General features: G+C 50.6%; 38 protein-coding genes and 2 pseudogenes. 26 read left to right on the forward strand and 14 right to left on the reverse strand.

Annotation, left to right across the window (positions count from 1 at the left end; translation table 11 throughout):
• Positions 1–241: 241 nt before the first annotated feature.
• The 11 genes and pseudogenes from HF679_RS04605 to HF679_RS24815 all read right to left on the reverse strand — a co-directional run.
• A complete protein-coding gene (locus tag HF679_RS04605) occupies positions 242–1,123 on the reverse strand; it encodes a C40 family peptidase (RefSeq protein WP_187042653.1) in 882 nt (293 codons plus the stop codon).
• A 187-nt stretch (positions 1,124–1,310) separates the two neighbouring features.
• Positions 1,311–2,378: a tyrosine-type recombinase/integrase gene (locus HF679_RS04610; RefSeq protein WP_187042654.1), complete on the reverse strand. Its 1,068-nt coding sequence runs from the start codon at positions 2,376–2,378 to the stop codon at positions 1,311–1,313.
• A complete protein-coding gene (locus HF679_RS04615) occupies positions 2,356–2,577 on the reverse strand; it encodes an excisionase (protein ID WP_154145280.1) in 222 nt (73 codons plus the stop codon). Before HF679_RS04615 ends, HF679_RS04610 begins: the two co-directional genes overlap by 23 nt.
• 62 nt (positions 2,578–2,639) lie before the next feature.
• The gene (locus HF679_RS04620; protein WP_187042655.1) at positions 2,640–2,879 is read right to left on the reverse strand and encodes a DUF4060 family protein; all 240 of its coding nucleotides are present in this window, start codon (positions 2,877–2,879) and stop codon (positions 2,640–2,642) included.
• A gap of 7 nt (positions 2,880–2,886) precedes the next feature.
• Positions 2,887–3,195, reverse strand: coding sequence for a hypothetical protein (locus HF679_RS04625; protein WP_187042656.1), 309 nt, complete (start codon positions 3,193–3,195; stop codon positions 2,887–2,889).
• A complete protein-coding gene (locus tag HF679_RS04630) occupies positions 3,195–3,677 on the reverse strand; it encodes a hypothetical protein (protein ID WP_187042657.1) in 483 nt (160 codons plus the stop codon). Before HF679_RS04630 ends, HF679_RS04625 begins: the two co-directional genes overlap by 1 nt.
• A 34-nt stretch (positions 3,678–3,711) precedes the next feature.
• Positions 3,712–4,800 carry a RecT family recombinase gene (locus HF679_RS04635; RefSeq protein ID WP_187042658.1) on the reverse strand — a complete coding sequence of 363 codons (1,089 nt, stop codon included), beginning with the start codon at positions 4,798–4,800 and terminating at the stop codon, positions 3,712–3,714.
• A 12-nt stretch (positions 4,801–4,812) separates the two neighbouring features.
• A complete protein-coding gene (locus tag HF679_RS04640) occupies positions 4,813–7,749 on the reverse strand; it encodes a RecE family exodeoxyribonuclease (protein ID WP_187042659.1) in 2,937 nt (978 codons plus the stop codon).
• 137 nt (positions 7,750–7,886) lie between these two features.
• Positions 7,887–8,045, reverse strand: a complete 159-nt coding sequence (locus HF679_RS24810; protein ID WP_064360248.1) for a YdaE family protein — start codon at positions 8,043–8,045, stop codon at positions 7,887–7,889.
• A gap of 8 nt (positions 8,046–8,053) precedes the next feature.
• The gene (locus HF679_RS04645; protein WP_064360249.1) at positions 8,054–8,245 is read right to left on the reverse strand and encodes a DUF1482 family protein; all 192 of its coding nucleotides are present in this window, start codon (positions 8,243–8,245) and stop codon (positions 8,054–8,056) included.
• Positions 8,242–8,355 (reverse strand): annotated as a pseudogene (locus HF679_RS24815) (hypothetical protein); the annotation flags it as partial. The gene HF679_RS04645 and the pseudogene HF679_RS24815, both read right to left, overlap by 4 nt.
• Positions 8,356–8,731: 376 nt before the next feature.
• Here HF679_RS24815 and fumD point away from each other — a divergent pair.
• On the forward strand, positions 8,732–8,941 hold the full coding sequence (fumD, locus tag HF679_RS04650) for a fumarate hydratase FumD (RefSeq protein WP_150341207.1): 210 nt from the start codon (positions 8,732–8,734) through the stop codon (positions 8,939–8,941).
• 74 nt (positions 8,942–9,015) lie between these two features.
• Here the strand turns inward: fumD and HF679_RS04655 are convergent, their stop codons facing one another.
• Together HF679_RS04655 and HF679_RS04660 are read right to left on the reverse strand one after the other, a co-directional pair.
• Complete coding sequence (locus tag HF679_RS04655; RefSeq protein WP_187042660.1) at positions 9,016–10,092, reverse strand: ParA family protein; 1,077 nt, start codon at positions 10,090–10,092, stop codon at positions 9,016–9,018.
• A gap of 173 nt (positions 10,093–10,265) precedes the next feature.
• Positions 10,266–10,733, reverse strand: coding sequence for a helix-turn-helix domain-containing protein (locus HF679_RS04660; RefSeq protein WP_187042661.1), 468 nt, complete (start codon positions 10,731–10,733; stop codon positions 10,266–10,268).
• Positions 10,734–10,746: 13 nt separating this feature from the next.
• On the opposite strand from HF679_RS04660, the gene HF679_RS04665 reads away from it, so the two are divergent.
• The 23 genes and pseudogenes from HF679_RS04665 to HF679_RS04765 all read left to right on the forward strand — a co-directional run bounded on the left by HF679_RS04665 (position 10,747) and on the right by HF679_RS04765 (position 23,308).
• Entirely contained in the window at positions 10,747–10,965 is a 219-nt protein-coding gene (locus tag HF679_RS04665) for a transcriptional regulator (protein ID WP_041937615.1), read from the forward strand.
• Between the two features lie 2 nt (positions 10,966–10,967).
• Positions 10,968–11,504 carry a toxin YdaT domain-containing protein gene (locus HF679_RS04670; protein WP_187042662.1) on the forward strand — a complete coding sequence of 179 codons (537 nt, stop codon included), beginning with the start codon at positions 10,968–10,970 and terminating at the stop codon, positions 11,502–11,504.
• A 344-nt stretch (positions 11,505–11,848) separates the two neighbouring features.
• On the forward strand, positions 11,849–12,766 hold the full coding sequence (locus HF679_RS04675) for a replication protein (RefSeq protein ID WP_046852411.1): 918 nt from the start codon (positions 11,849–11,851) through the stop codon (positions 12,764–12,766).
• On the forward strand, positions 12,763–13,476 hold the full coding sequence (locus HF679_RS04680) for a replication protein P (RefSeq protein ID WP_046852412.1): 714 nt from the start codon (positions 12,763–12,765) through the stop codon (positions 13,474–13,476). The genes HF679_RS04675 and HF679_RS04680 overlap by 4 nt, the downstream gene beginning before the upstream one ends.
• Positions 13,469–13,837: a DUF977 family protein gene (locus HF679_RS04685; RefSeq protein ID WP_154145336.1), complete on the forward strand. Its 369-nt coding sequence runs from the start codon at positions 13,469–13,471 to the stop codon at positions 13,835–13,837. The genes HF679_RS04680 and HF679_RS04685 overlap by 8 nt, the downstream gene beginning before the upstream one ends.
• Entirely contained in the window at positions 13,834–14,034 is a 201-nt protein-coding gene (locus HF679_RS04690) for a hypothetical protein (RefSeq protein ID WP_015958289.1), read from the forward strand. Before HF679_RS04685 ends, HF679_RS04690 begins: the two co-directional genes overlap by 4 nt.
• Positions 14,031–14,282 (forward strand): hypothetical protein, encoded by a 252-nt coding sequence (locus HF679_RS04695; protein WP_015958290.1) that lies wholly within the window; start codon positions 14,031–14,033, stop codon positions 14,280–14,282. Before HF679_RS04690 ends, HF679_RS04695 begins: the two co-directional genes overlap by 4 nt.
• 8 nt (positions 14,283–14,290) lie before the next feature.
• Positions 14,291–14,548, forward strand: coding sequence for a hypothetical protein (locus tag HF679_RS04700; protein WP_040198816.1), 258 nt, complete (start codon positions 14,291–14,293; stop codon positions 14,546–14,548).
• Positions 14,545–16,522, forward strand: a pseudogene (locus HF679_RS04705) (DNA cytosine methyltransferase). The gene HF679_RS04700 and the pseudogene HF679_RS04705 overlap by 4 nt, the downstream one beginning before the upstream one ends.
• A gap of 1,208 nt (positions 16,523–17,730) precedes the next feature.
• Positions 17,731–17,964 carry a DinI family protein gene (locus HF679_RS04710; protein WP_104897251.1) on the forward strand — a complete coding sequence of 78 codons (234 nt, stop codon included), beginning with the start codon at positions 17,731–17,733 and terminating at the stop codon, positions 17,962–17,964.
• Positions 17,965–18,072: 108 nt separating this feature from the next.
• On the forward strand, positions 18,073–18,321 hold the full coding sequence (locus tag HF679_RS04715; protein WP_104897250.1) for a hypothetical protein: 249 nt from the start codon (positions 18,073–18,075) through the stop codon (positions 18,319–18,321).
• A gap of 35 nt (positions 18,322–18,356) precedes the next feature.
• Positions 18,357–18,956: a DUF1367 family protein gene (locus tag HF679_RS04720; RefSeq protein WP_187042663.1), complete on the forward strand. Its 600-nt coding sequence runs from the start codon at positions 18,357–18,359 to the stop codon at positions 18,954–18,956.
• Positions 18,956–19,162, forward strand: a complete 207-nt coding sequence (locus tag HF679_RS24820) for a hypothetical protein (protein WP_224262309.1) — start codon at positions 18,956–18,958, stop codon at positions 19,160–19,162. The genes HF679_RS04720 and HF679_RS24820 overlap by 1 nt, the downstream gene beginning before the upstream one ends.
• Before the next feature lie 2 nt (positions 19,163–19,164).
• Entirely contained in the window at positions 19,165–19,461 is a 297-nt protein-coding gene (locus HF679_RS04725; protein WP_187042664.1) for a DUF1364 domain-containing protein, read from the forward strand.
• Positions 19,458–19,817: a RusA family crossover junction endodeoxyribonuclease gene (locus HF679_RS04730; protein ID WP_134935983.1), complete on the forward strand. Its 360-nt coding sequence runs from the start codon at positions 19,458–19,460 to the stop codon at positions 19,815–19,817. Before HF679_RS04725 ends, HF679_RS04730 begins: the two co-directional genes overlap by 4 nt.
• A complete protein-coding gene (locus HF679_RS24825) occupies positions 19,814–19,936 on the forward strand; it encodes a hypothetical protein (RefSeq protein ID WP_224262311.1) in 123 nt (40 codons plus the stop codon). Before HF679_RS04730 ends, HF679_RS24825 begins: the two co-directional genes overlap by 4 nt.
• Entirely contained in the window at positions 19,933–20,754 is an 822-nt protein-coding gene (locus tag HF679_RS04735; RefSeq protein WP_134935981.1) for an antitermination protein, read from the forward strand. Before HF679_RS24825 ends, HF679_RS04735 begins: the two co-directional genes overlap by 4 nt.
• Before the next feature lie 281 nt (positions 20,755–21,035).
• Positions 21,036–21,272, forward strand: a complete 237-nt coding sequence (locus HF679_RS04740; RefSeq protein ID WP_134935979.1) for a hypothetical protein — start codon at positions 21,036–21,038, stop codon at positions 21,270–21,272.
• Between the two features lie 154 nt (positions 21,273–21,426).
• Positions 21,427–21,651, forward strand: coding sequence for a class II holin family protein (locus HF679_RS04745; protein ID WP_064367594.1), 225 nt, complete (start codon positions 21,427–21,429; stop codon positions 21,649–21,651).
• Entirely contained in the window at positions 21,629–22,123 is a 495-nt protein-coding gene (locus tag HF679_RS04750; protein ID WP_187042665.1) for a lysozyme, read from the forward strand. The genes HF679_RS04745 and HF679_RS04750 overlap by 23 nt, the downstream gene beginning before the upstream one ends.
• Entirely contained in the window at positions 22,120–22,422 is a 303-nt protein-coding gene (locus HF679_RS04755) for a hypothetical protein (protein WP_143716466.1), read from the forward strand. The genes HF679_RS04750 and HF679_RS04755 overlap by 4 nt, the downstream gene beginning before the upstream one ends.
• Positions 22,419–22,880 (forward strand): lysis protein, encoded by a 462-nt coding sequence (locus HF679_RS04760; protein WP_143716468.1) that lies wholly within the window; start codon positions 22,419–22,421, stop codon positions 22,878–22,880. The genes HF679_RS04755 and HF679_RS04760 overlap by 4 nt, the downstream gene beginning before the upstream one ends.
• Positions 22,881–23,083: 203 nt before the next feature.
• Positions 23,084–23,308, forward strand: coding sequence for a hypothetical protein (locus tag HF679_RS04765; protein WP_041145885.1), 225 nt, complete (start codon positions 23,084–23,086; stop codon positions 23,306–23,308).
• Positions 23,309–23,458: 150 nt separating this feature from the next.
• On the opposite strand, the gene HF679_RS25000 is transcribed toward HF679_RS04765, so the two are convergent.
• Complete coding sequence (locus HF679_RS25000; protein ID WP_404680224.1) at positions 23,459–23,662, reverse strand: YnfU family zinc-binding protein; 204 nt, start codon at positions 23,660–23,662, stop codon at positions 23,459–23,461.
• A gap of 632 nt (positions 23,663–24,294) precedes the next feature.
• On the opposite strand from HF679_RS25000, the gene HF679_RS04770 reads away from it, so the two are divergent.
• A complete protein-coding gene (locus HF679_RS04770; RefSeq protein WP_115192532.1) occupies positions 24,295–24,816 on the forward strand; it encodes an anti-virulence regulator CigR family protein in 522 nt (173 codons plus the stop codon).
• Positions 24,817–24,957: 141 nt separating this feature from the next.
• On the forward strand, positions 24,958–25,194 hold the full coding sequence (locus HF679_RS04775) for a DUF2560 family protein (protein WP_076946746.1): 237 nt from the start codon (positions 24,958–24,960) through the stop codon (positions 25,192–25,194).
• The last annotated feature ends 19 nt before the right edge of the window (positions 25,195–25,213 follow it).

Genomic DNA, 25,213 nt, shown 5'->3' on the forward strand with positions numbered 1-25,213 from the left:
GATACAGCATGTACTGTGGATTGCCGTAGCGAATACCACAGGTTTTTATTGTGATCAGGATGCTAACACTTGCCGGAGAGAGTTAAAAGCCTTGCATTAATAAAGGGTATATTTAACAAACGCTATAGAAGAAAGCGTGACACGTCACGAGGGAAAAGAGAGCAGATAAACGCGGCTGGAGAGGGGAAAATGCGCTGCACATTGCGCGTAACCGGCAGCCTGCCGCTGATGCGGCAGGCGGTTAGCGAATGGTTTTCGGGGTCATGACCCGACGCGCGCCCACGTAGTGACGGATCCAGTAATCCTCGCTTAATGAGGTTATCTGAATATCGCGACCGGTACGCGGTGACTGGATAAATTTGCCGTTGCCGACATAAACGCCAACGTGGTCGGCGGTGCCACGCCCACGGGTACGGAAGAAGACCAGATCGCCGCTTTGCAGCTCGCCGCGGTCAACCGGACGGGCGTCGCGCAGGTGGTACATCTCATTGGCGGTACGTGGAATGCGAATTTTCACCAGATCTTTATAGGCGTAGTAGACCAGGCCGCTGCAATCGAAACCGGTGCGCGGAGAGGTGCCACCCCAGCGATACGGTTTGCCAATCTGGTCCATCAGCTTCGACATGGCGGTACTTTGCGCTTTCTGGACCCGGGCCTTGTGGGCGTCCGCCAGCGTCAGCGGCTGCGCTTCAGTCACCGGTTTACAGCGTTTTTTGTAGCCTTTACGCACCACACATTTAGTCTGCAGGCTGGCCATGACCGGTGCCGGCTCTGCGCTCGACGTCAGCGATTTAGCACACTGCTTTTTATACCCTTTACGCAGGACGCATTTTTTGCTGCTACCGGCGGCCTGGCGGGTTAATGCCGTTTGGCTGGCGCTGGTGGTACGGGTAGGGTGTCTGCTGCGGGACGTGGTGGCGGTTTGCTTGCTGGTGGTTTTGGTAGTGGACCTGGATTTTTGACTGCTGGCTTTTTTCTTACGTTCGGTAGTGCCTTTGGCCGGGTGCGCTTTTGGCGTAGCAGAGCTGTGCGTATGCCCTGAAGCATGCGCCAGTGGTGTAAATGAGATCGATGTAAACAGTAATGCACAGAGCGAAATCGCGATTTTGTTTAGCCGCGCCACTGAGCAATCCCCTGATTAATGACAGATATATACATACCTGACGGTGAATGACAAAACTCAACGATTCTAAAGCATAAAAACCGGGATAGTTAATACTCTTTTGTATCTAAAGTGCATATATAATTTTCTTCATTAGAATCAATTGGTTAAATTGGTCAATTCAAAATCATTCAAAACAAACTCATAACTATATTTCGATCTTATCCCACTCCCTTCCCCTGTCATCGCGATATTTTGCTGTCATGACACCCGACTTATGCCCCAGAAGATGCTGCGCAAAGTCCTCTCCAGCCTGTTTATCGTACAATCGTGCTGACAGACTTCGTAGCTCATGAAAGCTCGGCGGTTCGCCAGAGAAACTAAGCCCGGACAGCTCGCGCGCTTTCCTGAAATTACCCGATACTGTTGCGGGAGATAGTGCCTTACCTGCAGTCGATGAAATAATGTTTTTCCCGCCGGACAGATTGCGGCATTTCGCCAGAATTACTTCGAGAGACACATCCAACTCTTCAAGCCTCAATGCTAAAGGTATCGCTAGTTTGGCCCCGGTTTTTTTCTGCTCTACGTAAAGATACCCCTCCCGCACATCCTCCCAGCTCATTGCGCATAAATCACTGATGCGCTGCCCGGTAAGCACAGCAAGATCCATCGCCAGATTTACCCACGGAGAAAGCGGCTCTGCTGCCTGGTAAATTGCCCGGTATTCGTCCAGCATCAATCGGGTGCGTTTTACCTCAAATTTGGCTGCTCTTGTTGCTGTCACTGGGTTAACCGTAATATGACCTTCCGCTATAGCCTCCCTAAAGATATCGCTCAGCGTCGACCTGATCAGTTTTGCCATTGCGTTCTTTCCTTCAGCTGCATAATCATTGAGGATCATAGCTATCTGCTTTGTGGTGATTTCCGCGATCGGGATATCCTGCATTCGTTCCTTTATTGACCTTAGTTTGCTGGCGTAGTCGGTAAGTGTCTTTTGCTTCAGCCCCCTGGCGGCGATGATCTTTTCGTATCGGTCTAGCCATGTATGAAAGGTAACGGAATCGACCTGGTTAATTCGAGCGCTGAGGGGAATGTGGCCAGCATCCCCGAGCAATTCAATATTCGCCTGTATCGCCTCGCTGACTGCAAGTCGCCTGTTCCTGCCTAGTCCGTACTCTTTTCCGTTACGTGGGTCACGATAACTGTAATAGCCTTCATTCCTGACATAGAGGTTAGGAGGCAGATCACGCCTCTCATGATTTCTTCTTCTTCCCACTAGTCATTCTCCGTAAAAGGCCACAGGTTGATGATTGAGCTGAATCAACCTTAACGGCAGTTTCCTGAAACAGGTATTCCACTCCGTCTTTCTTTGGGGCTGGATAAATTTTGCTTTCTCTAACCCAGCGACGAACAGTCTCAAGGCTGCGTGGCCGCGGCTGCCGTTGGTTCCATTCTTTTAAAGTAATAAGGGCCATATTCACCTCATTACCGGCCAGTAATGTATACCTGGCCGGCTTAATAAATTGATAATTCGATATCAGGAAACCTGACCGGGTAAATGGCGGAGCCGCCGGGCGCAGTTCATGGCCGTGGCTACATAACTGCAGCGCCGGTTCACGACCTCTACCGTAATTTTCGAACCTTGGACGACGACCGTATAAGTCCGTTTCGTCTTCTGGCGCCCGTGGGCGCCGTAGAGTTCAACATGCTTGGCCAGTGCTGCATCGCATGCCTGGCGCCCGAGCGGAGATTGTTTGCTTCGGTTTATTAGTCGCATGCTCACCTCACACAAAGACGTCAACGGGGTCTCCGGCAGCGCGAGCGTTATCGTTCGCTTCCCGGCGGAGCCCGAGCACGTAACCAACCGGATCCCAACTGGAAAGAATGGCGTTGAGTTCTTTCTGGCTATGCCAGGTAGTCAGGCGCTTTTTCAGTTCAGTGCCGCAGGCGCGTACATTCGCCCGGGTGGGACCGGCCATCTTCATGCAAAGACACAGAGTCAGCAGCAGATCGGAATACTCATCAGCTGCTGCGCGCAAAGCGGCAGGGTCAATGCTGGCCTCGAGCTCAGGTAATCGATGTTTGAGGCTCATTAGTATTCCCCCCAGCTATAAGTTGACGCTATCGGGCCTGGTGCTGTGGCCGCTACAAAACCGGTATCTTCAGGCAGTTTTTCAACCGTGCATCGATATCCACCAACAATCATCCCCGCTTCACGCAACCCCGACAGGCACATTTGAACTGTTTCTGCCGTAAGCTGGACCTTCTCAAGTTGATACATTTTCCGGTACACGAAAGCGCGTAAGGCCTCTTCCCTGGTGTAATGATAACGTGAGCGATCGGCACCCTTCAGGCAGCGTTTTATGTGATATTTTTGATTCTCTTTCCGGCCACCAGTGCGATACTGAATAAGCTGCTCAGAGGTCATGTACGGCATATCTTCGCAGTGCCAGAAGGTTTTCTCCGTCTCACGAACGATGACCCGTTTCCAAAGAGTTACGACCGGGCGGCCTTCTCCATCGTGGCCATCGTCGTAGCGGTAGCAGTATTTTTTACCATCAGTAATTTTCGTCATCTCGTTACCGGGAGGGCGGACCCTCCCGCCTCCCTTAGCTCACGTATTCCGGTTTCATGTCGTCCAGGGTGATGCGGAACTGGTCATGCAGTTCGTCACCAAGATGGCGTTTAGAAGCGGCTAGAGTGCCTTCCGCCTTAGCAAACAGCTCTTCGGCATCCGGTTCGCCGGGGTTGGGAATGGAGTTGATCGCGGCTTCTACCTTGTTGCGAGCATCGACGAGGTAATAGCGCTTCACTGCCTTATTTTTCAGTTCAGTGAACAGGGCAGTACCCAGCAAGGCCTTCTGTGATTCGATATCTGCGCGAATTGCCTTGGCCTGATCGACTGAGCTAGCCGCATCAATCCGGTCGCGTAGTTCGTCTGCAACAGAGTCAACGTTTGATGCAGGCCTTGGCACGCTGGTGGGGGTGTCTACGGAACCTGTTATCTCATTCAGTGTGATTTTTTCTGTCTGAGCCGGGTTAATAACCTTTTCTTCGCGCTCGTCAATCTCGTCAGCGGTATAGACGCCGAGGATCACATCTGGGCAGTACAGCCGCGCCCAGCGCTTGACGGCAAGATAGGCCAGTTGTTGGCGAGGGTCACTTGCCCACAGTGTTGAATTGCGGACCTGCGCCTGCGAAAGCATCAGCACCAGTTCGCGAGGTTCTGATTCTCCTTTGAGTGTTGCCCAGGCGCGTACGCCCACACCAGCTTCATCTCCCAAATCCCAACCAGGAACAATATAATCATTGCCCTTGCTGCTCGTTTTTTTAACGAAGCGGCCAACGATGTTTTCCCACGAGCCAAACCATTCAAAGTGAATACGGTCTTTTGTGGGTGCCATGGTATTGATCACCGCATTAACCAACTGAGCTTCATAACCAAGCACACCGGAATTACCCACAATGAATGTTTTCTGCGCAACTGCGAACGGATCCATGTTCCAGCGTGCCGCCTGCATAACTACGGCCATACACGCGTCAGGTTTCCCGCGGTAATGTTCGGGAACGAAGTTTCCACTGTTAGCCATTACCTCGGAAATTTTGAGCAGACGGTTGAATAAGTCGGCGTTCGTCAGGATAGAAACGTTGTCGATTCTCTGAGTCTGGTTGTCAGTTGTGGCCACTAAATTGGACATAGTTATTCCCCCTTATGCCTGTACGCGCAGCACTTCGAGACGGCGCACATCAAAATCATTGAGTTCTTCGGCGTAGTCTTCGGTGATCGGCGCCGGCCATTCTCCAGTGTCGAAACCGTTCGCGATGGCGCGCATCGCTTTGCGGTATTCGAGCATCCCCAGCTCCAGCAATTCGGCCGATGCCTCGATGATGGCGATCCAGTGGTAGTTCTCGTCTTTGTTGACGAAAATCCAGAAGAACTGATCCAGCGCTGCGGTTTCGCAGTACATAGCCGCGCTCAGGTGGTAATCCCGTTCAATGATTTCCCTGTGCAACTTCGCGCGTAGGCCTTCCTGCTTGATGTTCCACATGCTTATGGTTTTAAGGTCGGCACCGATACGCGGGCCGCCCATGTCGATCTCAAGGTCAGGGCGCACACGAATTTCCAGCCCGGTTTCCTCATCAATACCGAAATAGCTCACCTCGACGGCTCGGCTCGGGTGCGTCAGCAACTTGCCGGCCGTCGGGTGATTAAGAAGGGCTTTCTGAATGGCTAACGCCGTAGCCAATTGCTGACGGGTAACCAGCACCTTTCCTTCGGGGTTATCGCGCCAGGCATCCAGGAGCTCGTCGGCGAATACTGCGTCCGGATTTACCGACTTAACGGACTGCATCAGATCTGCTTTGGTACCCGAGACTTTCAGTGGTTGTGGCTTCTGGGCTTCCTGCGCGACGAGGTCAGGGTTAATAATTGCCAGTTGTTCCAACAGAGCATCGCGGCTGCCGCTGGTTTTAACCTGAGCTGGAAGAGTGGCGTTGTACTCTTTGATGCAGGCCTTCATTTTTGCTGCGGTGACTTTCTGGCCTTCTTCTACGCGCTGAAATTCAGCAGGCAGGGCCATGTAGTTTTCACCTGTTTGGGTAACGTCATCACCCAAAGGAACTGGCTGCGGTAGGGTGGCGTTGTGAGCTTCCAGCAATGTTTTGATATCGTCAGCGCTCAACAGCGCCGGTAGGGCGGCGTTGTACTCATCGATAAAAGAGCGGATCGTTGCTGTGGTGGTGAATGCACCTTCCGGGATCTCAGGTTCGACACTGAACTCTTTATCCATGTCATCAGGCTGCAGTGCCAGTGCATGCACCAGGTTACCCATATCCAGTACCGGGGAGCGCACCTTCTGGATGGTTTTTGAAACGTGGCGTGCTTCGAAGTACATCAGCGATACACGCGCATCTTTAACCATCGTGGAGCTGGTGCCGTTCGCCGCGTGATAAACCTCATTTGGCACGCCTTCATAACGTCCTGGCTCGAAATATTCCGGCCATGCTGGCGCTGCGGATACCTGTTCGGTTTCTGCGTTAACTTCTTCGACAGATTCTCCGGCAGTGCTCGCGAGCTCCTGGTCTTTCAAAACGGCAGCGGCCAGTTCAGGGCAACGCTCAGTCATGATTTTTCGTGCGTCTACGGCATCTGTTTTCGGAGCATCTGCATCAGCACTTTCGCCTGTTGATACCGGGTTATCATTTTCGCCTTCGACCTCGACAGTCGTTTCCATCTGCACATTGCTGGTGGCCTCTTCATTAGTGCTCGTTGTGGCAGTAGAGGCCATAAGACCTTCAATGGAGAACACGCCGGCGCCAAGGTTGGCAACTTGCGGTTGTTGTGTTTTTGTCAGGTCCTCACGTACCCATTTGGGATCTCTGGGGTCGCTGATACCTTCAACATATTCACCACGATCAGCAGCGAGCTGGCGACCAACATCATCAGTGGCGTTACTTTCCGACGAGTAACACGCAGCACTTACGGTTTCAGCCTTCGGTTTGTCGTGTTGAGATTCCGTCAGATTCGCGTTGATATACGTCTGAAGACTGACAGGAAAGTGGTGCACGCTGTCATTGGCATCGCGGATCAGTGCGAAAATAGCTGCGCGTGAGTAATCAAGTATCCCTGGCATTTTGCGCAGCGCTGCTGACCACTCTTTCCATGGGCTTTCTTTTTTGGCAGCGACGTCTTTAGCACGACGGTGTACGGGAAGAGGGATGTTATAGATATCGAAATCCATTGGCAGGAGGGCCGCCGCAATTTCAACATCCAGCGTATCCAGTGTGTGCATGTAGTCCGGGTTGCGATCTGATTTATTGCCACCGCCAGCGTTGGTTCCTGTATCAGTGCGCTGAATCTGCGACATGCGGTTTCCCTTTTGCCACTCTTTGACCAGCAGCCCACGGTCAATATAATCAGTCGCCGCCCAGATTCTGGTGAAGCGGAGAACCAAAGCGAGTTCGTGGCGCTTCTCCTGACTGAAAACCTTACGAATGGCATCGGTATAGCGCCAAAGGTCTTTGGTATCGTAACCCTTGACCTCTTCGCAGTTTTCTACCGCCAGCAGCAGGTTTTGGATGTAGTTGTTGTCAGTGTCCATTTCCAGTGAGCTGATTTGGGTCCGCTGCTCCTGGGTGACGTGGTGAGTTATTGCATCACTGATGAATTGCGAGATAACACGCTGCGGGCGACGGAGTTGCGCCACCGGATAGTGGGTGTTTTGATCGTCGTCTTCAGTGATATCGGCATTGTCAGCGCCGGACTGAATGCCAACAACTTCACCGGTTGTCGTATCAATACCATCCACGATGGTGGTCTCATCGACAGACGTCGTTTCCTCCTGGTGAAATGCGTCGGCCGGAACGGCGCCTGCTTTTAGCTGCCAGGTGCGACCGTCGTCGGCGAGTTCGTAACGTGTACACCATTCGAAATCAAGCACACCCTCAGCCGGCAGGTCGTTAAACACTGGGAAATCGGTGCGGATTGGCTTCATATAGTCATGACCGCGGCCGGTTTCGATACCAGCATCTTCCAGATCGACGTCGAGCTGCAGGTTCGCGCGGGATTCAGATTTCGTGGTGCGCCAGATAACGCCGTCAGGCTTGCCTGATTTTTGCGTGGCCTTTATCAGATTAAAAAATTCCATGTCGTAGCCTCGATTTTGGATGTTAGAATCCACGGGCCATTGGTAGCGCCCATAGGGTGTTCTTTGGTTTTGGGTAATTTCCGGTGGAACTTTGGTCGGTGTCACCGGACGTACAGCCCGCTTCGGCGGGTTTTACGTTATGCCTCGTTGGCCATGGCGTCGTATTCACCACAACGTTTCGAGCAATACGTTCTTTCCCGTGGTGCCAACTGCGTGCCGTGAATGATCAGGATGGTCATTTTTACTTCCTGGCCTTCCTCAATCGGTTTGCGGCAGTACGCACATCTCTTCTGCATTACTCCTCCTACATCTGCGCCGTAAATCCGGCAGGGTGCTCGTTCAGCAGTCCTTTAAGTGGGTAACACTCACCTTTTACGTCCTGCTCGGACGCTGCGTTCTTGCAGGCCTGCTCGCTGTCGTAAACACCTAGTAAAACTTCCTGCGTACCACCAACAGTCATGCCGATAGAAAGTACCAGGGCGAACAGCGAACTCATGACGGGTCGCCTTTTTGTGCGAGCAGATAGCACATCCGGCGGATGAACGCGGTCACTGGGCCCAGTCTGACGGCCTGTTGACGAGCGGGTTTTCGTGCGAAATCAATCATTAAAAAAACTCCCACAGTGCGCAGATAAGCGCAGTCCAGATTAAGAGCCCGATAAATGCCGAAATGATCATGGCTCTGATGCCTTTCTTACTCATTTCAACCTCAGCCATTACGTGGCCAGCGGAACGTTTGAACCTACTGCGCGTTGATAAATCCACCTCATCCCGGTCTTCGTTTGCGCCGGGCCGCTACTTCGTGGGCGTTCTGCCTGGGTGGTTTGTTGCTATGGGGTAAGTAAAACATTGCTTTACCATTAAGTCAAGTATAGGTGAGTTAATTTGTAAAGCAATGCTGTACCTATCGGCGATATTCATGGCCTTAGTCGGCATTTTATGCATGTGGTATGCTCACAAAAACATCAAATAGGGTGACTGATATGGACTACGAAGAAGCCGCACAACTGCGCTATCAGGAGATGTGCCGTATCGTTGGGGATGTTGTGTTTGCCATGATCGCCGAAGGTCACGAAACCAAGCGGGTAGCCATAGCTGACGTGATAAGAACGGAGATATCAAAGGGGGTTGATAAGTGGGATTTGGATCAGATTCAGGTGATGGAACTGGCGGTGAAGCTGCTGGAAGAGTAGGGCAATAAAAACCCGGCTCGGCGGCCGGGTGGGGAGGTTGTATAAAAAGGTACAGTACCGGTTGTAATATCAAACTAAATGCAGGCGACGACACCGTTTACATCGGCCTCTAAGGCATCAATTTGGGCTTTGTTTGCTTGTGTTGCCATGCCATAAATAGTGTAACTTTTGTGCTGTAGACCACTCAAAGGGCAGCCTTCATGATTAATAATTGCAGCAAGTGTATTACCATCTTTTACGTGCTTTACGCGGTCATCAACATTTTCCTCAGTAAATAAATGAGGATGTGTTTTTAATAATTCTGATGTGATTCTTTTTATTTCTTCAGCGTGTGACTTGAATGCTTTTGCTGCGTCACTTTCGTTGGTGCGAGATCGGTTTTGAACGAAAAGATGCAGCTTAGGAAAATCTATTTTGCTTTGCTTAGCTTCCTTGTTAAAATCAAGGAACATTTCGTCTTGTTCAGTGCTATCAATAGAAACCCCATAAATCAATTTAACTAAGTTTTTGATTCCCCGGATTGAAGCAGCGTCAGCTGTACAGGGAATAATTACTCTATTTGATGCGACAACTCCAAGTTCTGTATAACTAGCAAAGCTAGGGTTGCAATCGATGAAAAATGTTTTTGGCCTTTCAGAAATGGTTTTATCAGCCTCAAATGAAGCTATAAGGTCTATTAAAAGTGAACGACTTTTTTTCCAGGCTTCTTTAACAGGAGAGGAGCCTATATGTGCGATAAGCCTAGAACAAATATCTAAGTCCACATCACCAGGCAAAAGATAAAGATTTTTTGGCATTTTGGGGTTTACAGAATCAGCTTTTACAAAATATGAAGACTCATTACCCATACGAGAAAGCGGAGAGGTACTAAAACGCTCTTTAATATATCCGGCAATAGTAGTGTTCCTGTCCCGAAGCTGGTTTAGGTTTTCTTCACCAACACCATTTCCGCCCAAAATAATTTCGGAAACATTCGATTGAGGGCAAGCATCAATAACGATCACATCTTCATCAGGGTGAGCGATTGCATACTCAACAGCAAGGTTGTAGGTTAGAAATGTTTTTCCAACACCACCTTTGTTGTTCCAAATCAAATATTTCTTATTTGTATCAACCATATCGTTCGCAACTTCCGCCAGTTCCGACATCATAATTTTACCTTAAGTTTACTGTGTGTAAGGAAAAAATCGACCTAAAAAATTGCTGGCAATCATTTTTTACAAAACTTCGTTAACAATCACGATGATGATTTCCTACCAAAAATAATCACCAATTCACCCAGATGCCAGACGCTTACCCATACATCCTGTACAACTGCTGCGTTTTACTCGCTATCACCCTTAATCCTTCGCCCCATGTACTTCGCGTACAGTTCGTCGAGCTCCTTCAGTCGCAGAGATACGATCCGCAACATGTTCTGCTGCTCTTCTTCCGGCAACTGACGATAAAGCTCAAGCAGGCGCTGTTCGTCAGGTTTAAGACCGTCTTTCTCACCAACATCTTCGCCCAATAACCAAGGCACAGAAACGCCGACTGCATCGGCAATTGCGAGTGCAGACTCTTTGCTGATACGGCCTGTTTTGAACCAGCCTGAAACTGCCTGCTTACTGACACCAGCAATTCGGGACATCTCTGTTTTGGAGATTCCTTTAGCATTTAACGCTGTCAGCCTGGCTATCAGGCCTTCTGTCGGATTTTTTTCGCTCATGGATTCATTGTAAATAATTGCTTTACTCCTAGATAGGCATGCATAAGTTGACTGCATGGTAAATTGATGCTTTACTTTGCGCATCTAAGGAGGTCCTATGACTGGTATTGAAAACGCTATTCAACAATCTGGTTCTGCGAGTGCGCTAGGTTTGGCTATCGGAGTAACCAAAATGGCCGTGTCTTTGTGGCGAAAGAACGGCGTTCCGTCCTCTCGTGTTATTCAAATTTACAAAGCAACCGGCGTCACGCCGCACGAACTGCGCCCAGATCTCTACCCAAACCCGACCGACGGTCTGCCAAAACAGGAAGGCTAACTATGCAAACACTTTCCTTCCAACAAAATACCGGATTCAACGCCGGCGCTCTGATAAAGCGAAATCAGCCGAGAGTGGCTGAGCATGACAACATTCGCTCTGCCGTTCGTGCCTGGGCATCGGTTGCAGGACAGGATGTTGTCTCCGCATACATCATCGAAGAATGGCGCCAGCAGGGCGGCGAGGGCATCGATTTTCCTGAAGACCTCAGCCGTGCTCGTCAGAAACTCTTTCGCTATCTGGATAACCCGGCCGAATCGGAAAAGTACCGCGAGTATACACGCCAACTGACGCCCGCAATCATGGCCGTTCTTCCTCTGGAATACCGTCACCGACTTTTACCCGAAGACAATTTTATGTCCCGACTGGCTCGACTGGAGAAAGAAACCAGCGAAGCAAAGGTGGCTGTTGCTATGGGAGCTCCGCGCCATCAAAAACTGAAAGAACTCAGTGAGGGAATTGTTGAGATGTTCCGGATTGATCCGGAGTTGACGGCGCCACTGATGGCCATTGTGACCTCGATGCTCGGTGCGATGTAAGAGGGTAGCCATGAACCATATCGAATTCATTGAGAAGAACGTCCGCGAAGAACTGCTTCGGCAGGGATTCACGCAGGCATTGGCTCAGGGGGGGCATACCAGGCGGTCGATATGTACAAGCGTATGTCACAGGCAAGTCGTAAAGGGGGGATGTTTGACGATGTTATGCGATACGCAAAGTTATGGGCGGAGAAACAAACCAGAACAGCTGAACGTCGCGAAGCCAAGCGCGCGGTGCGAAAGGGAAGTAATCAGGCAGGGTTGTTCTGAAAGGGTGAAGACCGTTGTGCTCGAACACAGCCGGTCTTCGAGTGAATCAATGTGGGCAATTCACGGGATTAAGTATGTCAAATACCGCTGAAGTTATCAATTTTCCAATCAATACCGAACTAACGGGAGGTCGCATGGCCGACCTGTCCAATGGCTACACCAGAATCGCCAATGAGATACAAAAACTCAAGCCGCGTCTTCGCATGTCCGGCCGTGAGTGGCAGTGCCTCGAGGCGGTGATCTGGCTTACCTACGGCTGGAACAAAAAAAGTGACCGTGTAACAAATACAGTGATTTCTGAGTTAACAGGGCTGAGTGACTCGCACGTTTCCGACGCAATTAAACTCCTCGCAGCGCGAGAAATAATCTTCAGTCACAAGCATGGAGTGATGAAAACTGTCGGGATAAATACTGAGCTATCTGCCTGGATTTTGGACAAACCGAAAACGGGAAAACTCTTCCCGAAAACGGGAATTTCCTTCCCGGAATCGGAAAAAACCTTCCCGGAAACGGTAGACACCCAAGACTATAACAAAAACAATATTAAAAGATCTTCGTCTCGGAATTCTGAAGAATCCCGAAACGAGAAAACTCAAAAATTTCTCTCTCGCCATCCTGAAGCTGCGGGCGGAATTTACACCCCCGCTGGAAAGTCATGGGGAACTGCTGACGACCTGAAGGCCGCTCGCTGGATTTTCGACAAGGTCACCACTGTCAACGCCTCCCTGTCAGAACCTAACTGGGTTGAGTGGGCAAACACCATCCGCCTGATGCGCCTGCAGGACAATCGCAGTCACTACGAAATCTGCGAGTTGTTCAAATGGGCCAACGAAGACGAATTCTGGAAGGAAAATATCCTCAGCCCATCAAGCCTTCGCAAGAAGTGGGATCAGCTCGCGACCAAACGTCTTCGTAGACCAGGTCCATCAAAAGCCAAATCCGGTGCCAGTGCGCTGGACAATACCGACTGGATCGATGGGGTACTCGAATGAAATCTATCGCTGAAAGTATGCATAACTTCGATCGGAAGAACTTCCAACGCATCGCCGCCGGAATGCCAGAACAGCAGGATGCGCAGAGCTTTGCACATCAGGCGACAAAAACGGCTGAGGTATTCAACGAACTGTTTCGGCAGTTGCTCGCGGTGTTCCCTGCACTAGCCAGTAAATCCCCGGAAGACTTCAACGAAATGCGTCGGCAGTGGCTCCTTGCGTTCAAAGAAAACGGGATCACCACGGTCGAGCAAATCAACGCCGGGATGCGTGTAGCCCGCAAACAGGAAAAACCCTTCATGCCGTCGCCTGGACAGTTCGTCGCATGGTGCCGTTCTGAGCAAGCCATCGCGGCAGGGCTACCCGATGTCGGCCAACTGGTGGAAATGGTTTATCGCTATTGCCGAACTCGAGGCCAGTATCCCGACGCAGAATCTTACCCGTGGGAAAACAACGCGCATTACTGGATGGTCACTGGGTTGTATACCGACATGCGAGCAAATTCGCTCAGTGATGCTGAGTTGCGTCGGAAAGCTTCGGATGAACTCTCCCGCATGGTACGCCGTCTGAACGCAGGTGAGGTTATTCCGGAACCAGTGAAGCGGATCCCCTTACTCGGTGGGAAACCGCTAACCAATGAGCAGGGGCTTAATAAAATTGCGGAAATTCGCGCGAAATTTGGTTTGGGAAGAGGGCGCAACCATGGCTAGAGCTTTGTCAGTTGCAGAGCGCCGGGAGTACGTCCGTGCGGTTATTAGGATCACCAGACATCAGGGGCGTCTGACAGCCAACGACGCAATGAGAAAACTGGGTTTGTGCCGTAGCACTGTCCAGAAATACTTCCTCGATGCGGAAGCTACCGGCGAAGTAGTTCGCCACGGTCGGCTGGGCTTATTCCGCGATCAGCGCGCAATCATCGATTTTGACATGAAGCGGTTTGGCCTAGTGCCAAAAACGGCTGTTGGTATGAACTACAGCCTGCTGGGCAGTCCTGTATTTCAGCGTGTTCTGGATGTGCAGGAAGCTATCTGCGCAAGTAGGCCGACAACTGCGCGCGGGGAGGCCTTATGACTATCGAGAAAACTCATATCGGTATTGTGATTACCAAAGACGGACCGAAACGTAAAAAGCTGCACGCGACGGAAAGTATGTGGGTGGTGGGAAAAAACGAGTTTTACCACAAAGATACCGGGCGCCGGCACTTTGCCGAGAATACGCGCCGTCGGCTTTTGCTGGAAACGATTGAGAAAATCGGGAGCAAATTATGAGTGAAGTCACAGTGAAGTTGACGAACAAAGCGATCGCAATCATTGCGGACTACATCCAACGCGCCAGTAAGAACGAGCAGCTGCAGGACGCAAAGAATCGTCTGGATAAAAAAATAGCGATGCTCTCTGAAGACGAAAACTGCGATCAGGAGCTGTTGATGGCTGCATTCGTACCAGCGATGACAAATCATACCCGTGATGGTTTTTTTGAAGCTATTGCGGTTGCTTTGGAAGGAGCGCAGGCATGAACAAGGAAATGGAACCATCGCTGCAGTATGCCTGCAAACGCATTCTAGAGCTGGAGCAGCTGCTGCTGGTGGATGTACCAGAAACTGTATGGCCCGCTGAAGTAACGATGGTTTTCTCTGAAGTCGAAAACGCCGGTGAATTGCCGGCGCATCACCAACGCCGACTGCATCATCATATCAACCGTATGTGGTTGGAGAAAATGCCGGTATCGTCAATTATCGCCGCGGCTCGTTCGTTGGCCTGCGCCATGGGGAAATACGCGTGAGAGAAATCATCGTTGATAACTTTGCTGGTGGCGGTGGCGCCTCAACGGGGATTGAGTTGGCGATAGGCCGCAGCGTGGATATTGCGATAAACCACGATCCCAACGCGGTAGCCATGCACACTACGAACCACCCGGATACGTTGCATTATTGCGAATCTGTGTATGAGGTTCGCCCTAAGGTTGCGACTGCCGGCCGCCGCGTCGGACTGGCCTGGTTTTCGCCAGACTGCCGCCACTTTTCGAAAGCGAAAGGGGCTAAACCAGTTGAAAAGGCAATTCGCGGGCTGGCGTGGGTAACACTTCGCTGGGGGCTTGATGTAGATCCACGTGTGATGATGCTGGAAAACGTCGAAGAGTTTAAAACGTGGGGGCCGCTGCTGGCGGCTGAGATGCGGCCAGACCCGGAACGCGTCGGGGAAACATTCCAGGCATTTGTCGGCATGCTGACTACCGGAATTCCTGCAGACCATCCGGCGCTGGTGGAGTGCTGCGATTTTCTGAATATTTCGCTTGATAGTGAGGATGCCGCCCGGCTGGTAAAAGGCCTGGGGTACACAGTTGAGTATCGCGAACTACGCGCCTGTGACTACGGCGCACCGACAATACGAAAACGCTTCTTCATGGTTATGCGCCGAGACGGGCAGCCGATAGTGTGGCCGGAAGCCACCCACGGGGATCCGAAATCACCAGCGGTGCTGGCTGGCAAACTGGCGCCGTGGCGTACAGCTGCGGAATGCATCGACTGGTCTATCCCCGCGCCGAGCATATTCGACCGTAAAAAGCCGTTGGCAGAGAACACGCTCAAACGTATTGCCCGCGGCATACAGCGGTTCGTTATCGACAGCGCTTCGCCGTTCATCGTGAAGTGCAACCACACCACGACCAAAGGAAAATATGACTGTTTCAGGGGGCAGTCGCTGGCGGATCCGCTGCAGACGATTACCAAAACCCACGGCTTTGGGGTAGCGGTGCAGCACCTGACAAAATTCCGCACCGGCGCCACCGGGCAGCCAGTCACCGAGCCGGTACCGACGGTGACCGCCGGCACGTCAAAACGCCCGGGCGGTAATGGGCATGCCCTGGGTATTGTCGAAGCTGCTTTAGCACCGTTCCTGGCTGGCAATGGAGGCAGTGAGTATCAGGCTAAACCCCCGCCCTCTTGATAAACCTGCACACACCATCCTGAAAGAGTCGCGCGCCTGTGTCGTCGCTCCGGTTATCGCCCGGCAGTTCGGAGCCAGCATAGGACACCGGGCAGATGAGCCTAGCGCAACAATCACCGCGGGCGGCGGTGGTAAATCGCAGTTGGTTGTGCCGACGCTCATTCAAATAGGATACGGAGAACGGCCCGGCCAGGCACCTCGCGTGCCAGGACTGGATAAGCCGCTGGGTACCGTTGTGGCTGGTGGCGGGAAACATGCCGTAGTCGGTGCGTTCCTGGCTAAGCACTATGGCGGCAATTACACCGGGCCGGGGGTGGGGCTGGATGAACCAGTGCATTCAGTGACGACGGTGGACCATCATGCAGTGGTCGCTTCTCACCTGGTTAAGTTGCGTGGAACCTGCCGTGACGGCCAGCGCGCTGACGAACCGATGCCGACCATCACAGCCGGCGGCCAGCACGTGGGGGAGGTTAAAACGACACTAGCGGTCGAGGAATACGATGAAGTGCGCGCCCAGCAGGTACTGGCGTTCCTGAAAGAGTATTGCGGACCGGATAGTACCGGCTTGGTGAATATTGATGGCACCACATTCCGCATCGTTGATATTGGCATGCGCATGCTGCAGCCGAGTGAGCTGTATCGTGCCCAAGGTTTCCCGGAGTGGTACATCATCGACCAGGACTACCGCGGCGAGAAATACGCTAAAGATAAGCAGGTGGCACGCTGCGGCAATGCTGTCCCACCGCCGTTTGCCGAGGCGCTAGTTAGGGCTAATTTGCCAGAAATGTGTCAGCAGGGGAAAGCCGCATAAGTTAAGAATTAGCAGAAATTTTGATGCTAAAAGCAGAAGGATAATGGTCCGTAAAGAGAGTTCAAGGAAAAAATCCAATTTCGGCAGGTACAGTTCAATTTGGTAAAAAAGCCCGTTTACACGGGCTTTTGATTAAAACCAGGCTTATGGGCGCTGGTTTACGTACTCGATGATCGCTCTAATAATTACGACCATCGGAGGTACGATCTTGAAAAGTAAGTTAACCATTTTTTGGGGCTCACTTAGTTTTCTCGAACCTCGCTGCAAACACCCTCAGGCTTTCCTTCGCAGTTGCTGTATCCGTAGTCGCCAGATACATTCGGCACGATTTTTTGTTTGGGTGGGGATTTCGAATCACCAAAAACCCGGATAAAAATTTCGTTTTTAAAATCAATATGTAACATCACCGCTTATGCATGACATCTCCTGAGTAACTTGAAGAATGCAGTGCATTTGTTTAAGCTAACTCAAGTCGCCAGATACATTTGGCTCGGGTTCAGAGGGCCATTCTCCGTTCCCGCTTGAAGAGCCCGGTCTAATCAGCCGGGCTTTTTCATTTTTTTTCCACAGGGAAGCATTAGTAATAACTCTGTGGATAACTACTATATGCAGTGGTTGTAAAAAAAAATAACGCTATATAGTGAATATTTTAGTGATGATTCTTTTGAGTACAAGAGTTGATTTTGACGTTAAGTTGAGGGTGCGGAGGCGGAATAATCGCCGGGCCCTTGTCGCATAAGGCCTGGCGAAGATGTCAATAAACTGGAAAATAAAAATGTAAATCTGATCTAATGCTGATTTCTTCAACGGTTGTAAAAATTACGCGGCTTGATGCCGCGGAATCATTGAGTCGACACCATATAAATTACTGCTGACGGTTTGTGACTTTTGTTGTCGCTCGCAACATTTAACTAACAATTTCACGCATCCCCCAGTCAGTGCTCATATCTAGTTTTTTCCCTCCATAATCTCATTGCAGGTATGAGTAACCCCTCAATCGGTTAAGAGTAATCTTGTATGAGCATTCTTTGTTCTAGATGTGGTCGGGATGATCTTCATAAACGAAAAAAATAGCGTCGATTCAAACTTCTATGGTTTTTTTGACTTCCCATTGCTGACAAAAAAGAAACAGTTTGTGCCTTTAAGATGTTGCTCATTGAATGAGTTAAGTGTACTGTTTATTTATACAGTATTGTGGCGGGGTAGCTATGAAAGTTGAAATCACGATCGACCGTAAGAAAAAATTGCCTGATGGAGCTGAGCCTGCTTTAGAGGCTGAGTTGCTGCGACGATTAAATCAAAAATATGACAACTGCAAATTGACGATCCGCCGTACAGGGGCTGATGGGCTCAGTGTGTTCGGTGGCATGGCCGGCGATAAAGAAACTATCGAAGAGATCCTCCAGGAGACGTGGGAAAGCGCTGACGACTGGTTTTACTAATTCACCTTTTTTGGTGGCTGGCATTTTGCAAAGTATCGCAGTAAGCGTGTCCCTTTGATGCTGTCGCCGGACTTAATTTTTGCGTCTGTATGTCGCTCAGGGGGTAATGTGAGTGATGGTATTGAGGTTCCTGCTGATCATTCCTGGTACGACGTTGTTAGGAGATCAGACGGTGCCATTATTTGTAGCTTCCCGGCCGAAGGAAGGCATCTGGTTTACAGGGTTAATGGCATAATTTCGATGCGCCCATTATTGCCAGATGAAGAGATTTTTACGCTGAATGGATTTATGAAGTTTGCTCAACGACTTGGCTATCGAGTTTTGCCACCTTCTGATAATATGAAATCAACGGCCTGAACAACCGTTAACCTACTGCGCCACCGGAGATAACGATGGCGCAGCAATTACACCTAATAAAACAGTCTCAAGGCATACTGATCCCTGCCACGCAGGAGACCAGTGATTTTCTGCAGTCAAAATGCAAGCTCGGTGCCGTCCTGGAAGCCGAATATAAGCTTGTCCGAAATCCGGCGTTTCACCGCCGCTTCTTTGCTTTACTCAATCTCGGATTTGAATACTGGGAGCCTACCGGCGGGGCGATCTCGTCCAATGAACGCCGACTGGTGACCGGGTATGCAAAATACCTGGCAGCGTATGGCGGCAATGAATCAGCGTTGCTCGACGCTGCCGAGCAATATCTCGACCGGATAGCGGAGAAACGCGCCTGCAGCATCAGTATCTGCAAGTCCTTTGACGCTTACCGGGCGTGGGTCATTGTCGAAGCTGGCCACTATGACGTCATCCAGTTGCCGGACGGCACGCTGAAAAAACACCCCCGCAGCATTTCATTTTCCAGCATGGATGAATGCGAATTCCAGGAATTATACAAAGCATCGCTCGATGTTCTCTGGCGCTGGATCCTATCCCGTTCTTTTGGCAGCCAGATGGAAGTCGAGAACGCCGCAAACCAGCTTCTGAGCTTCGCGGGGTGATGCCGATGAAATATTCGTGGTTTCACCATAACGACTGCACAACGCAGCAGGCCGAAGAATTGGTAGCGAGATATCGTCAGCGGGGCGTAAAGGTCGAACGAAGCTTAAACCCTGACTTTATGACATGGACCGTCAGCGCGCAGCTGGTGGAGGACAAAAACCCGCCGCGGCCGGATTCCCGCTGGCGCAACAGGATGTGGGGGTGAGCATGGCTAACTTTCGCAAAGAGGCCCGAGGCCGCGAATGCACAGTGCGGATCCCTGGTTACTGTAACGGCAACCCGGAAACCAGCGTGCTGGCGCATTACCGCCTGGCGGGTACGTGCGGTATTGGCTGCAAACCCGATGACACCCAGGCGGCGATCGCCTGCAGCAACTGCCACGACCTGATCGACGGTAGAAAGAAAATCACCGATTACACCCATGATGAATTGCGCCTGATGCACGCGGAGGGAGTAATGCGCACTCTGGAAATATGGCGGAAAGAGGGGCTCGTTAAATCATGAAAATCTACGATATCACCCCCATGGGCAAGCCCCGAATGACACGAGCAGATAAGTGGAAACAGCGCCCGGCAGTTATGCGTTACCGGGCGTTTTGCGATGAAGCCCGTCTGCGAAAAATTCACCTCCCGGTGTCCGGTGCCCACGTTACGTTCGTTTTGCCCATGCCGCAAAGCTGGAGCCAGAAAAAGAAGGACCAGCACGCTGGTCAACCACATCAGTCAAAGCCTGACTGCGACAACATGCTGAAAGCCCTGATGGATGCTCTCTATGATGATGATTCGCACATCTGGGATTGCCGCATCACCAAAATATGGGGAGAGAAGGGGCAAATCATCATTGAGGAGTGCGCGGCATGACCAAAGAAGAGATTGTCAGATACCAGGAAGAAAGCGTTAAGCGCGCCAGTATGCCGCCAGTAGCAAAGCACAACCAGAACCAGACCAAAACCAAACAGCCAAAGAGGGCCGCAGCGTGAATCTTGAAAACACAGTGAAATACCACTTCGCAAAATCCACGCTGATTAGCGATTCTCCGCGTGCCACCGCCTCTGATTCACTGACCGGTACCGACATCATGGCGGCAATGGGTATGACGCAGGAACGTGCTGCGATGGGGTATAGCGCTTTCCTGGGCAAGATGGGCATAAGCAATAATGACCGGGATCGGGCTATCGGACTATTGGCTGAGTACGCGCTTACAAAATGCGATAAAGTTGCAGCGTTGCGCAAGCTCTCGCCAATATTAAAACCCCAGATTATCCGGATTCTCGCAGAGTACGCCTTTGAGGATTACTCTCGCAGTGCTTCCAGTAAAAAAAACTGCGACTGCTGCAATGGATCTGGATTCACCGACGCAGTGGTATTCACCAACAAAGTAACGTATCCGGACGGTAAACCGCCGAAGTGGGTTAAAGTTACGAAGGGGATCTACCCATCATACTGGGAGGAGGTGAAGTCGGTCCGGGAGCAGGTTAGGGTGCTCTGCCAAAAGTGCCATGGAAAAGGGACCGTCAGTGCCGCCTGTAACGACTGCCACGGCCGGGGCCGGGTAGTGAACCAGGACGAGACGGAGAAGCAGGGCGTACCTGTCATGGGTAACTGCAAACGCTGCGGCGGTCGCGGGTATGAGCGAATCCTCTCTACTGCTGTGCACAGTGCCATTTGCCAGATAACTGATGCCATCACCATAGATACCTGGAAGAAGTCGGTTAAGCCGTTTTTCGACGTACTGATCACTAAATTCGATATAGAGGAGGCCTGGGCAGAGGCACAACTCAAACAAATAACGCGCTGAGATATTTACTTTTCCCGAATTCGTGTTAATTTGTTCTAACGATGGGCATTGTATGTTCACCGTTGAAGAAGAAATTTAAGAGCCTCGGCAAACGCCGGGGCTTTTTGTTTTCCGGCGATACGACAGGGGTATTCGCGAGATGTATTGCATCAGCGCCCCTCTCGCATCGTCGTATAGCAACAATAAAAACCAATAAGCCACGCCATCGTGCGGGGCTTTTTTACTGGAACTGATGCTGAACCTGAAATAAAATCCAAGCGAATTTATGGATGGTGGACTGAATGAAAAAAATCATTTTAGGGATTATCACAATTGTTGTCGTTTTATTTCTCTATGGCGTTTACACAGCTAAATCGCAATTGAGTAATGGCGTTTCTTTATTTCAAGTCGCAGTGACATACCAGTCAATGAATCCTGTCAGCCAATACGGCTATCGATGGGTGATGCGTAACGATTCAGGCATGCTCGGTGCAGTTCAAAAAATGAATGAATCATATGAAAAGTTAAAATCAGAATAGCCATGCTCAGGAACACTAAAGGTCACCATCCGGTGGCCTTTTTTATTTTCAGGCTCACGGGAATCATCCTCGACGCGTGTTGTTGTTAATCCAGCCAGTGAAGCCTGACCCTTTCAAACACACATAGCACCCGCAAACAACGCGAGGTGAGAGTATGCATCGCATGGAAAAAATAACCACTGGTGCAGCCTATGGCGCTTCAGCCGGGAGCATCTTAAACGGCATGTTAAATGCTTACAGCCCCGAGCAGTGGAACGCTATCGGTGTACTGGTGGGCATTATCATTGCCGTCCTGACATACCTGACGAATCTGTATTTCAAAATCCGCGAAGACAACCGGCGCAACAGGAGTCGAGATGAATCCGACGCTCAGGAATAAACTGATTGGCGCAATAGCTGGCGGTTCCGGTGCTATCGCTATCGCTTCTGTGATGTTGGGTAATGCTGATGGCCTGGAAGGGCGCCGCTATTACGCATATCAGGACGTCGTTGATGTATGGACTGTATGCGATGGTCACACTGGCGCCGATATTCGCCGCGGGCATCGGTACACCGACAAAGAATGTGATGCCCTGCTGCATTCAGATCTGCGCAAGGTGGCAACGGCCATTGATCCGCTAATTAAGGTAAAAATCCCCGACACCACCCGGGCGGGGCTTTACTCATTCACCTACAACGTTGGCTCTGGCGCATTCGCCAGTTCCACGCTGCTGAAGAAACTGAATACTGGAGACGTGCCAGGCGCGTGCAAAGAATTGCAACGCTGGACATACGCTGGCGGGAAGCAGTGGAAAGGCCTTATCTCAAGGCGCGAGATTGAGCGCGAAGTATGTCTCTGGGGGCAGAAATGAGAGCGGTATTACTGATAGCAATATTTCTTCTGTCGGCCTGCGACAGCGGCCCTGAGCCAGCAAAATCAACGATGGCTGTATCTTCTCAGCTCTCTTCTGATGCAGACCGCATCAAGGTAACCAAAATGTCAGAGTTCAGGGACACCCTGGCTTACGACAACTGGCGCGGCGTATACCTCATTCAGGACAAGCAAACTGGGAAGGAATACATCGGCATAAGCGGCATTGGCATTTCAGAGGTTGGGGCGCATACGCAACTCGTAGGCAAAGTACAGCAATCCGTAGGGGATGAGCGATGAACCGCCTAACCGCCATTATCAGCGCAGTGGTTATCTGCTTGATAGTCAGCTTTGGGTGGTTGGCTAATTACTACCACGACAACGCTACCCAGTTCAAAGAGCAGCGCGATAAAGCCACTGAAAAACTCAGCTTGGCTAACGCCACCATCACCGACATGCAGACCCGTCAGCGCGATGTCGCTGCGCTGGATGCCAAATACACGAAGGAACTAGCCGATGCGCAAAACACCATTAGCGATTTGCGTAGGGATGTCGATTCTGGCCAGCGCAGGTTGCAACTCAACGCAAAATGTCCCGCGAACGGAGCGACCGCAGCCGGCGGCTTGGGCGATGCTGCCGGCCCCCGACTTACTGACTCCGCTGAGCGGGATTATTGGAGTCTCCGAGCCGGAATCGCCACCATCACAGGGCAAGTGAGCTACCTGCAGGAATACATCCGCACGCAGTGCCTGAGGTGACCATGCTTCTACTCTTCATTCTCCTGTCGATATGGCTCTGTCAACTACCGGAGAGGCCGGACTGGCTAGCAGCCAGTCCATATATCTCTACGCTGGCCCACTCAACTGAGTATCCAGCACGCAGTAAGGGGCTGCGCTGAGATAAGAGCCGCTACAAGAATTGCCTCGCAATAGCGGGGCTTTTTACTAACCGAGGAGTTCCAATGACCGTACGTGCAAAATTTCAATGTAACAGCATCAATAAATCGCCGGATAATTCTACTGCTGTCGTCCACCTTATCGCGGTAACGACTGGCAGCACGGAGAACGAAACCTGGTCGAAGTATACCCCCAGCGGTCAACTTCAAATGGTCATCTCTAACCCCGCAGCGGCAGAACAGTTTGAGCAGGGTAAAGAGTATTTCATCGATATCATCCCGGCTGAGTAGGGCATTACAGAGCCACCTTGCGAGTTGGCTCGATAATGTTCTCCACACCGTATAGAGAGTGCCGGTTTAAATCTTGAAAGTGGACAGTAGTTTCGTTTACCTGAACTGAAGCCTAAGTGCCGATCAAGCTTCAGGAGAACAGTTAATCAGTTACTTAATAGGTTTACTTTCAGAGGGAAGGAAAATGTTTCCGCAGTAGGGACAGATTAACGTTACATCATTTTTTATTCTCGATAGGGTGTATGTTGACTGGCGAGAACAGTGAGGGCAGGTGCTTTTTAAAGGTCTGAGTGTACGTATCTTGTCTTTGAGCGTCGACATGGCGTTTGTCCTTAGTGAGTGATTGCTAACCATACACTATAGGACAGGGGATAGCTCACTTTATAACCTCCCTAGCCCTGTGGTTACTTGCTTTTTGTGCGAGGGATATGGCAACAAATGACTAAAGCTAATTTCGTTAGGAAAAAGCTATTACCGAAACGCTGCACCAGCTCAATTGTAAGTAAACCATCCAACGGATTTTTAACGGTTTTCACTGAGTGACTGTGATAATGTCCAAACAACATCAGGGGCCGTCACATGATCTCATGCGATGAAGTTTAGGACCATGGAAGGTCAAATTTACGGATTTTCGCAAAAAAATGACTATTCACAGTGATATCGAGGCATATTTCTTACTTCTACTCAGCATGTGGCCAGTGTTGATAACTTTGTGTATCGCAATGTCTTTAGCTTTTTACGGTGTGTTAATGCGTAAAACTTCAATTATTTTCATAGTGCTTGCAATGGCTATTGGTGTATTGGGCTGGTTCTATACGTGACTGAGCCAGTAAGGTTTCGAATAAATAAACAAAGACCAAGGTCGCTGATGCGGCTTTTTATTGGCCATACAGGAGCCATTCCAAAAATAAGAAAACATGAGATTGTTAAGGGTATTGCTTTGTCTTATGTTTAAGGCGTCAAGTTAACCTAAAGGAACAATTATCATGTCTAAACGTCGCACTCTCAAAACTGCACTGGCGGCGGTTATTTCACTTGCTGTGCTTGCTGCTCCTGTTTACGCAAACCCAGGTAATGGTAATGGCGGAGGTGGGCATGGTAACAGCGGCGGCGGTGGCAATCATGGCAATAGTGGCAACCACGGGAATAGCGGAGACCACGGGGACAAAGCTCAGGGGAACGGTAAGTCAGGTGATGAACATGGAAATCGTAAAAATTACGGTAAGCCAGACCATGTAGACTCAGACATCAGCTTCTCTCGAGCACGTTCTTTGGCGGTGAACTACGGGTTGGTTGGTTATCAGGCTTTGCCGCCGGGGATTGCTAAGAACTTAGTGCGTGGCAAGCCGTTACCTCCGGGGATTGCAAAGAAAACGCTTCCAGCATCGATGATCAACGACCTGCCATATTATCCTGGTTATGAATGGCGAGCAGTTGGTGATGATTTGGTATTAGTCGCATTAAGTACGGCTATCGTTACTTCAGTAATCAACGGTGTTTTTGACTAAAATATCTATGATAGACGCGCCCTGTAGGGCTATTTAATGTCATCACAAAGGCCACCTCCGGGTGGCTTTTTTAATGGCATTACAGAAGGTACTACGAATAGTGACTTCGGTAATGCTCCCCACATCGCACAGAGGTAAGAAATGGCAGAAATCACCGCAGAAGAACAAATTCGCCTTAATCTGCTTTCCGTCCTGAACTACGACACAGCAGCCGCTGCTAAGGCGATTGCATTCGTACAGGACAGTCAGCTGAAGTATCAGATTTTCATCCAACAGTACAACCGGGTTGTAACCGAATCGGAAGTGGTAGCTAAGACCATCAAGGCGATTCAGGAAGCGACGGAAGCGCTGGCCCTGTTTGATACTGGCACCGAGTAATCCAGTTAAGGAACTCATT

This window comes from Enterobacter sp. JUb54, assembly GCF_014298075.1.
Taxonomy (GTDB): domain Bacteria; phylum Pseudomonadota; class Gammaproteobacteria; order Enterobacterales; family Enterobacteriaceae; genus Klebsiella; species Klebsiella lignicola.

Bases quoted from the DNA above. Each gene is read 5' to 3' on its own strand.
- HF679_RS04615 (WP_154145280.1), bottom strand. From the start codon at position 2,577: ATGGCCCTTATTACTTTAAAAGAATGGAACCAACGGCAGCCGCGGCCA.
- HF679_RS04620 (WP_187042655.1), bottom strand. From the start codon at position 2,879: ATGCGACTAATAAACCGAAGCAAACAATCTCCGCTCGGGCGCCAGGCA.
- HF679_RS04625 (WP_187042656.1), bottom strand. From the start codon at position 3,195: ATGAGCCTCAAACATCGATTACCTGAGCTCGAGGCCAGCATTGACCCT.
- HF679_RS04630 (WP_187042657.1), bottom strand. From the start codon at position 3,677: ATGACGAAAATTACTGATGGTAAAAAATACTGCTACCGCTACGACGAT.
- HF679_RS04635 (WP_187042658.1), bottom strand. From the start codon at position 4,800: ATGTCCAATTTAGTGGCCACAACTGACAACCAGACTCAGAGAATCGAC.
- HF679_RS04640 (WP_187042659.1), bottom strand. From the start codon at position 7,749: ATGGAATTTTTTAATCTGATAAAGGCCACGCAAAAATCAGGCAAGCCT.
- HF679_RS24810 (WP_064360248.1), bottom strand. From the start codon at position 8,045: ATGCAGAAGAGATGTGCGTACTGCCGCAAACCGATTGAGGAAGGCCAG.
- HF679_RS04645 (WP_064360249.1), bottom strand. From the start codon at position 8,245: ATGAGTTCGCTGTTCGCCCTGGTACTTTCTATCGGCATGACTGTTGGT.
- fumD (WP_150341207.1), top strand. From the start codon at position 8,732: ATGGACTACGAAGAAGCCGCACAACTGCGCTATCAGGAGATGTGCCGT.
- HF679_RS04655 (WP_187042660.1), bottom strand. From the start codon at position 10,092: ATGATGTCGGAACTGGCGGAAGTTGCGAACGATATGGTTGATACAAAT.
- HF679_RS04660 (WP_187042661.1), bottom strand. From the start codon at position 10,733: ATGCGCAAAGTAAAGCATCAATTTACCATGCAGTCAACTTATGCATGC.
- HF679_RS04665 (WP_041937615.1), top strand. From the start codon at position 10,747: ATGACTGGTATTGAAAACGCTATTCAACAATCTGGTTCTGCGAGTGCG.
- HF679_RS04670 (WP_187042662.1), top strand. From the start codon at position 10,968: ATGCAAACACTTTCCTTCCAACAAAATACCGGATTCAACGCCGGCGCT.
- HF679_RS04675 (WP_046852411.1), top strand. From the start codon at position 11,849: ATGTCAAATACCGCTGAAGTTATCAATTTTCCAATCAATACCGAACTA.
- HF679_RS04680 (WP_046852412.1), top strand. From the start codon at position 12,763: ATGAAATCTATCGCTGAAAGTATGCATAACTTCGATCGGAAGAACTTC.
- HF679_RS04685 (WP_154145336.1), top strand. From the start codon at position 13,469: ATGGCTAGAGCTTTGTCAGTTGCAGAGCGCCGGGAGTACGTCCGTGCG.
- HF679_RS04690 (WP_015958289.1), top strand. From the start codon at position 13,834: ATGACTATCGAGAAAACTCATATCGGTATTGTGATTACCAAAGACGGA.
- HF679_RS04695 (WP_015958290.1), top strand. From the start codon at position 14,031: ATGAGTGAAGTCACAGTGAAGTTGACGAACAAAGCGATCGCAATCATT.
- HF679_RS04700 (WP_040198816.1), top strand. From the start codon at position 14,291: ATGGAACCATCGCTGCAGTATGCCTGCAAACGCATTCTAGAGCTGGAG.
- HF679_RS04710 (WP_104897251.1), top strand. From the start codon at position 17,731: ATGAAAGTTGAAATCACGATCGACCGTAAGAAAAAATTGCCTGATGGA.
- HF679_RS04720 (WP_187042663.1), top strand. From the start codon at position 18,357: ATGGCGCAGCAATTACACCTAATAAAACAGTCTCAAGGCATACTGATC.
- HF679_RS24820 (WP_224262309.1), top strand. From the start codon at position 18,956: ATGCCGATGAAATATTCGTGGTTTCACCATAACGACTGCACAACGCAG.
- HF679_RS04725 (WP_187042664.1), top strand. From the start codon at position 19,165: ATGGCTAACTTTCGCAAAGAGGCCCGAGGCCGCGAATGCACAGTGCGG.
- HF679_RS04730 (WP_134935983.1), top strand. From the start codon at position 19,458: ATGAAAATCTACGATATCACCCCCATGGGCAAGCCCCGAATGACACGA.
- HF679_RS24825 (WP_224262311.1), top strand. From the start codon at position 19,814: ATGACCAAAGAAGAGATTGTCAGATACCAGGAAGAAAGCGTTAAGCGC.
- HF679_RS04740 (WP_134935979.1), top strand. From the start codon at position 21,036: ATGAAAAAAATCATTTTAGGGATTATCACAATTGTTGTCGTTTTATTT.
- HF679_RS04745 (WP_064367594.1), top strand. From the start codon at position 21,427: ATGCATCGCATGGAAAAAATAACCACTGGTGCAGCCTATGGCGCTTCA.
- HF679_RS04750 (WP_187042665.1), top strand. From the start codon at position 21,629: ATGAATCCGACGCTCAGGAATAAACTGATTGGCGCAATAGCTGGCGGT.
- HF679_RS04755 (WP_143716466.1), top strand. From the start codon at position 22,120: ATGAGAGCGGTATTACTGATAGCAATATTTCTTCTGTCGGCCTGCGAC.
- HF679_RS04760 (WP_143716468.1), top strand. From the start codon at position 22,419: ATGAACCGCCTAACCGCCATTATCAGCGCAGTGGTTATCTGCTTGATA.
- HF679_RS04765 (WP_041145885.1), top strand. From the start codon at position 23,084: ATGACCGTACGTGCAAAATTTCAATGTAACAGCATCAATAAATCGCCG.
- HF679_RS25000 (WP_404680224.1), bottom strand. From the start codon at position 23,662: ATGGTTAGCAATCACTCACTAAGGACAAACGCCATGTCGACGCTCAAA.
- HF679_RS04770 (WP_115192532.1), top strand. From the start codon at position 24,295: ATGTCTAAACGTCGCACTCTCAAAACTGCACTGGCGGCGGTTATTTCA.
- HF679_RS04775 (WP_076946746.1), top strand. From the start codon at position 24,958: ATGGCAGAAATCACCGCAGAAGAACAAATTCGCCTTAATCTGCTTTCC.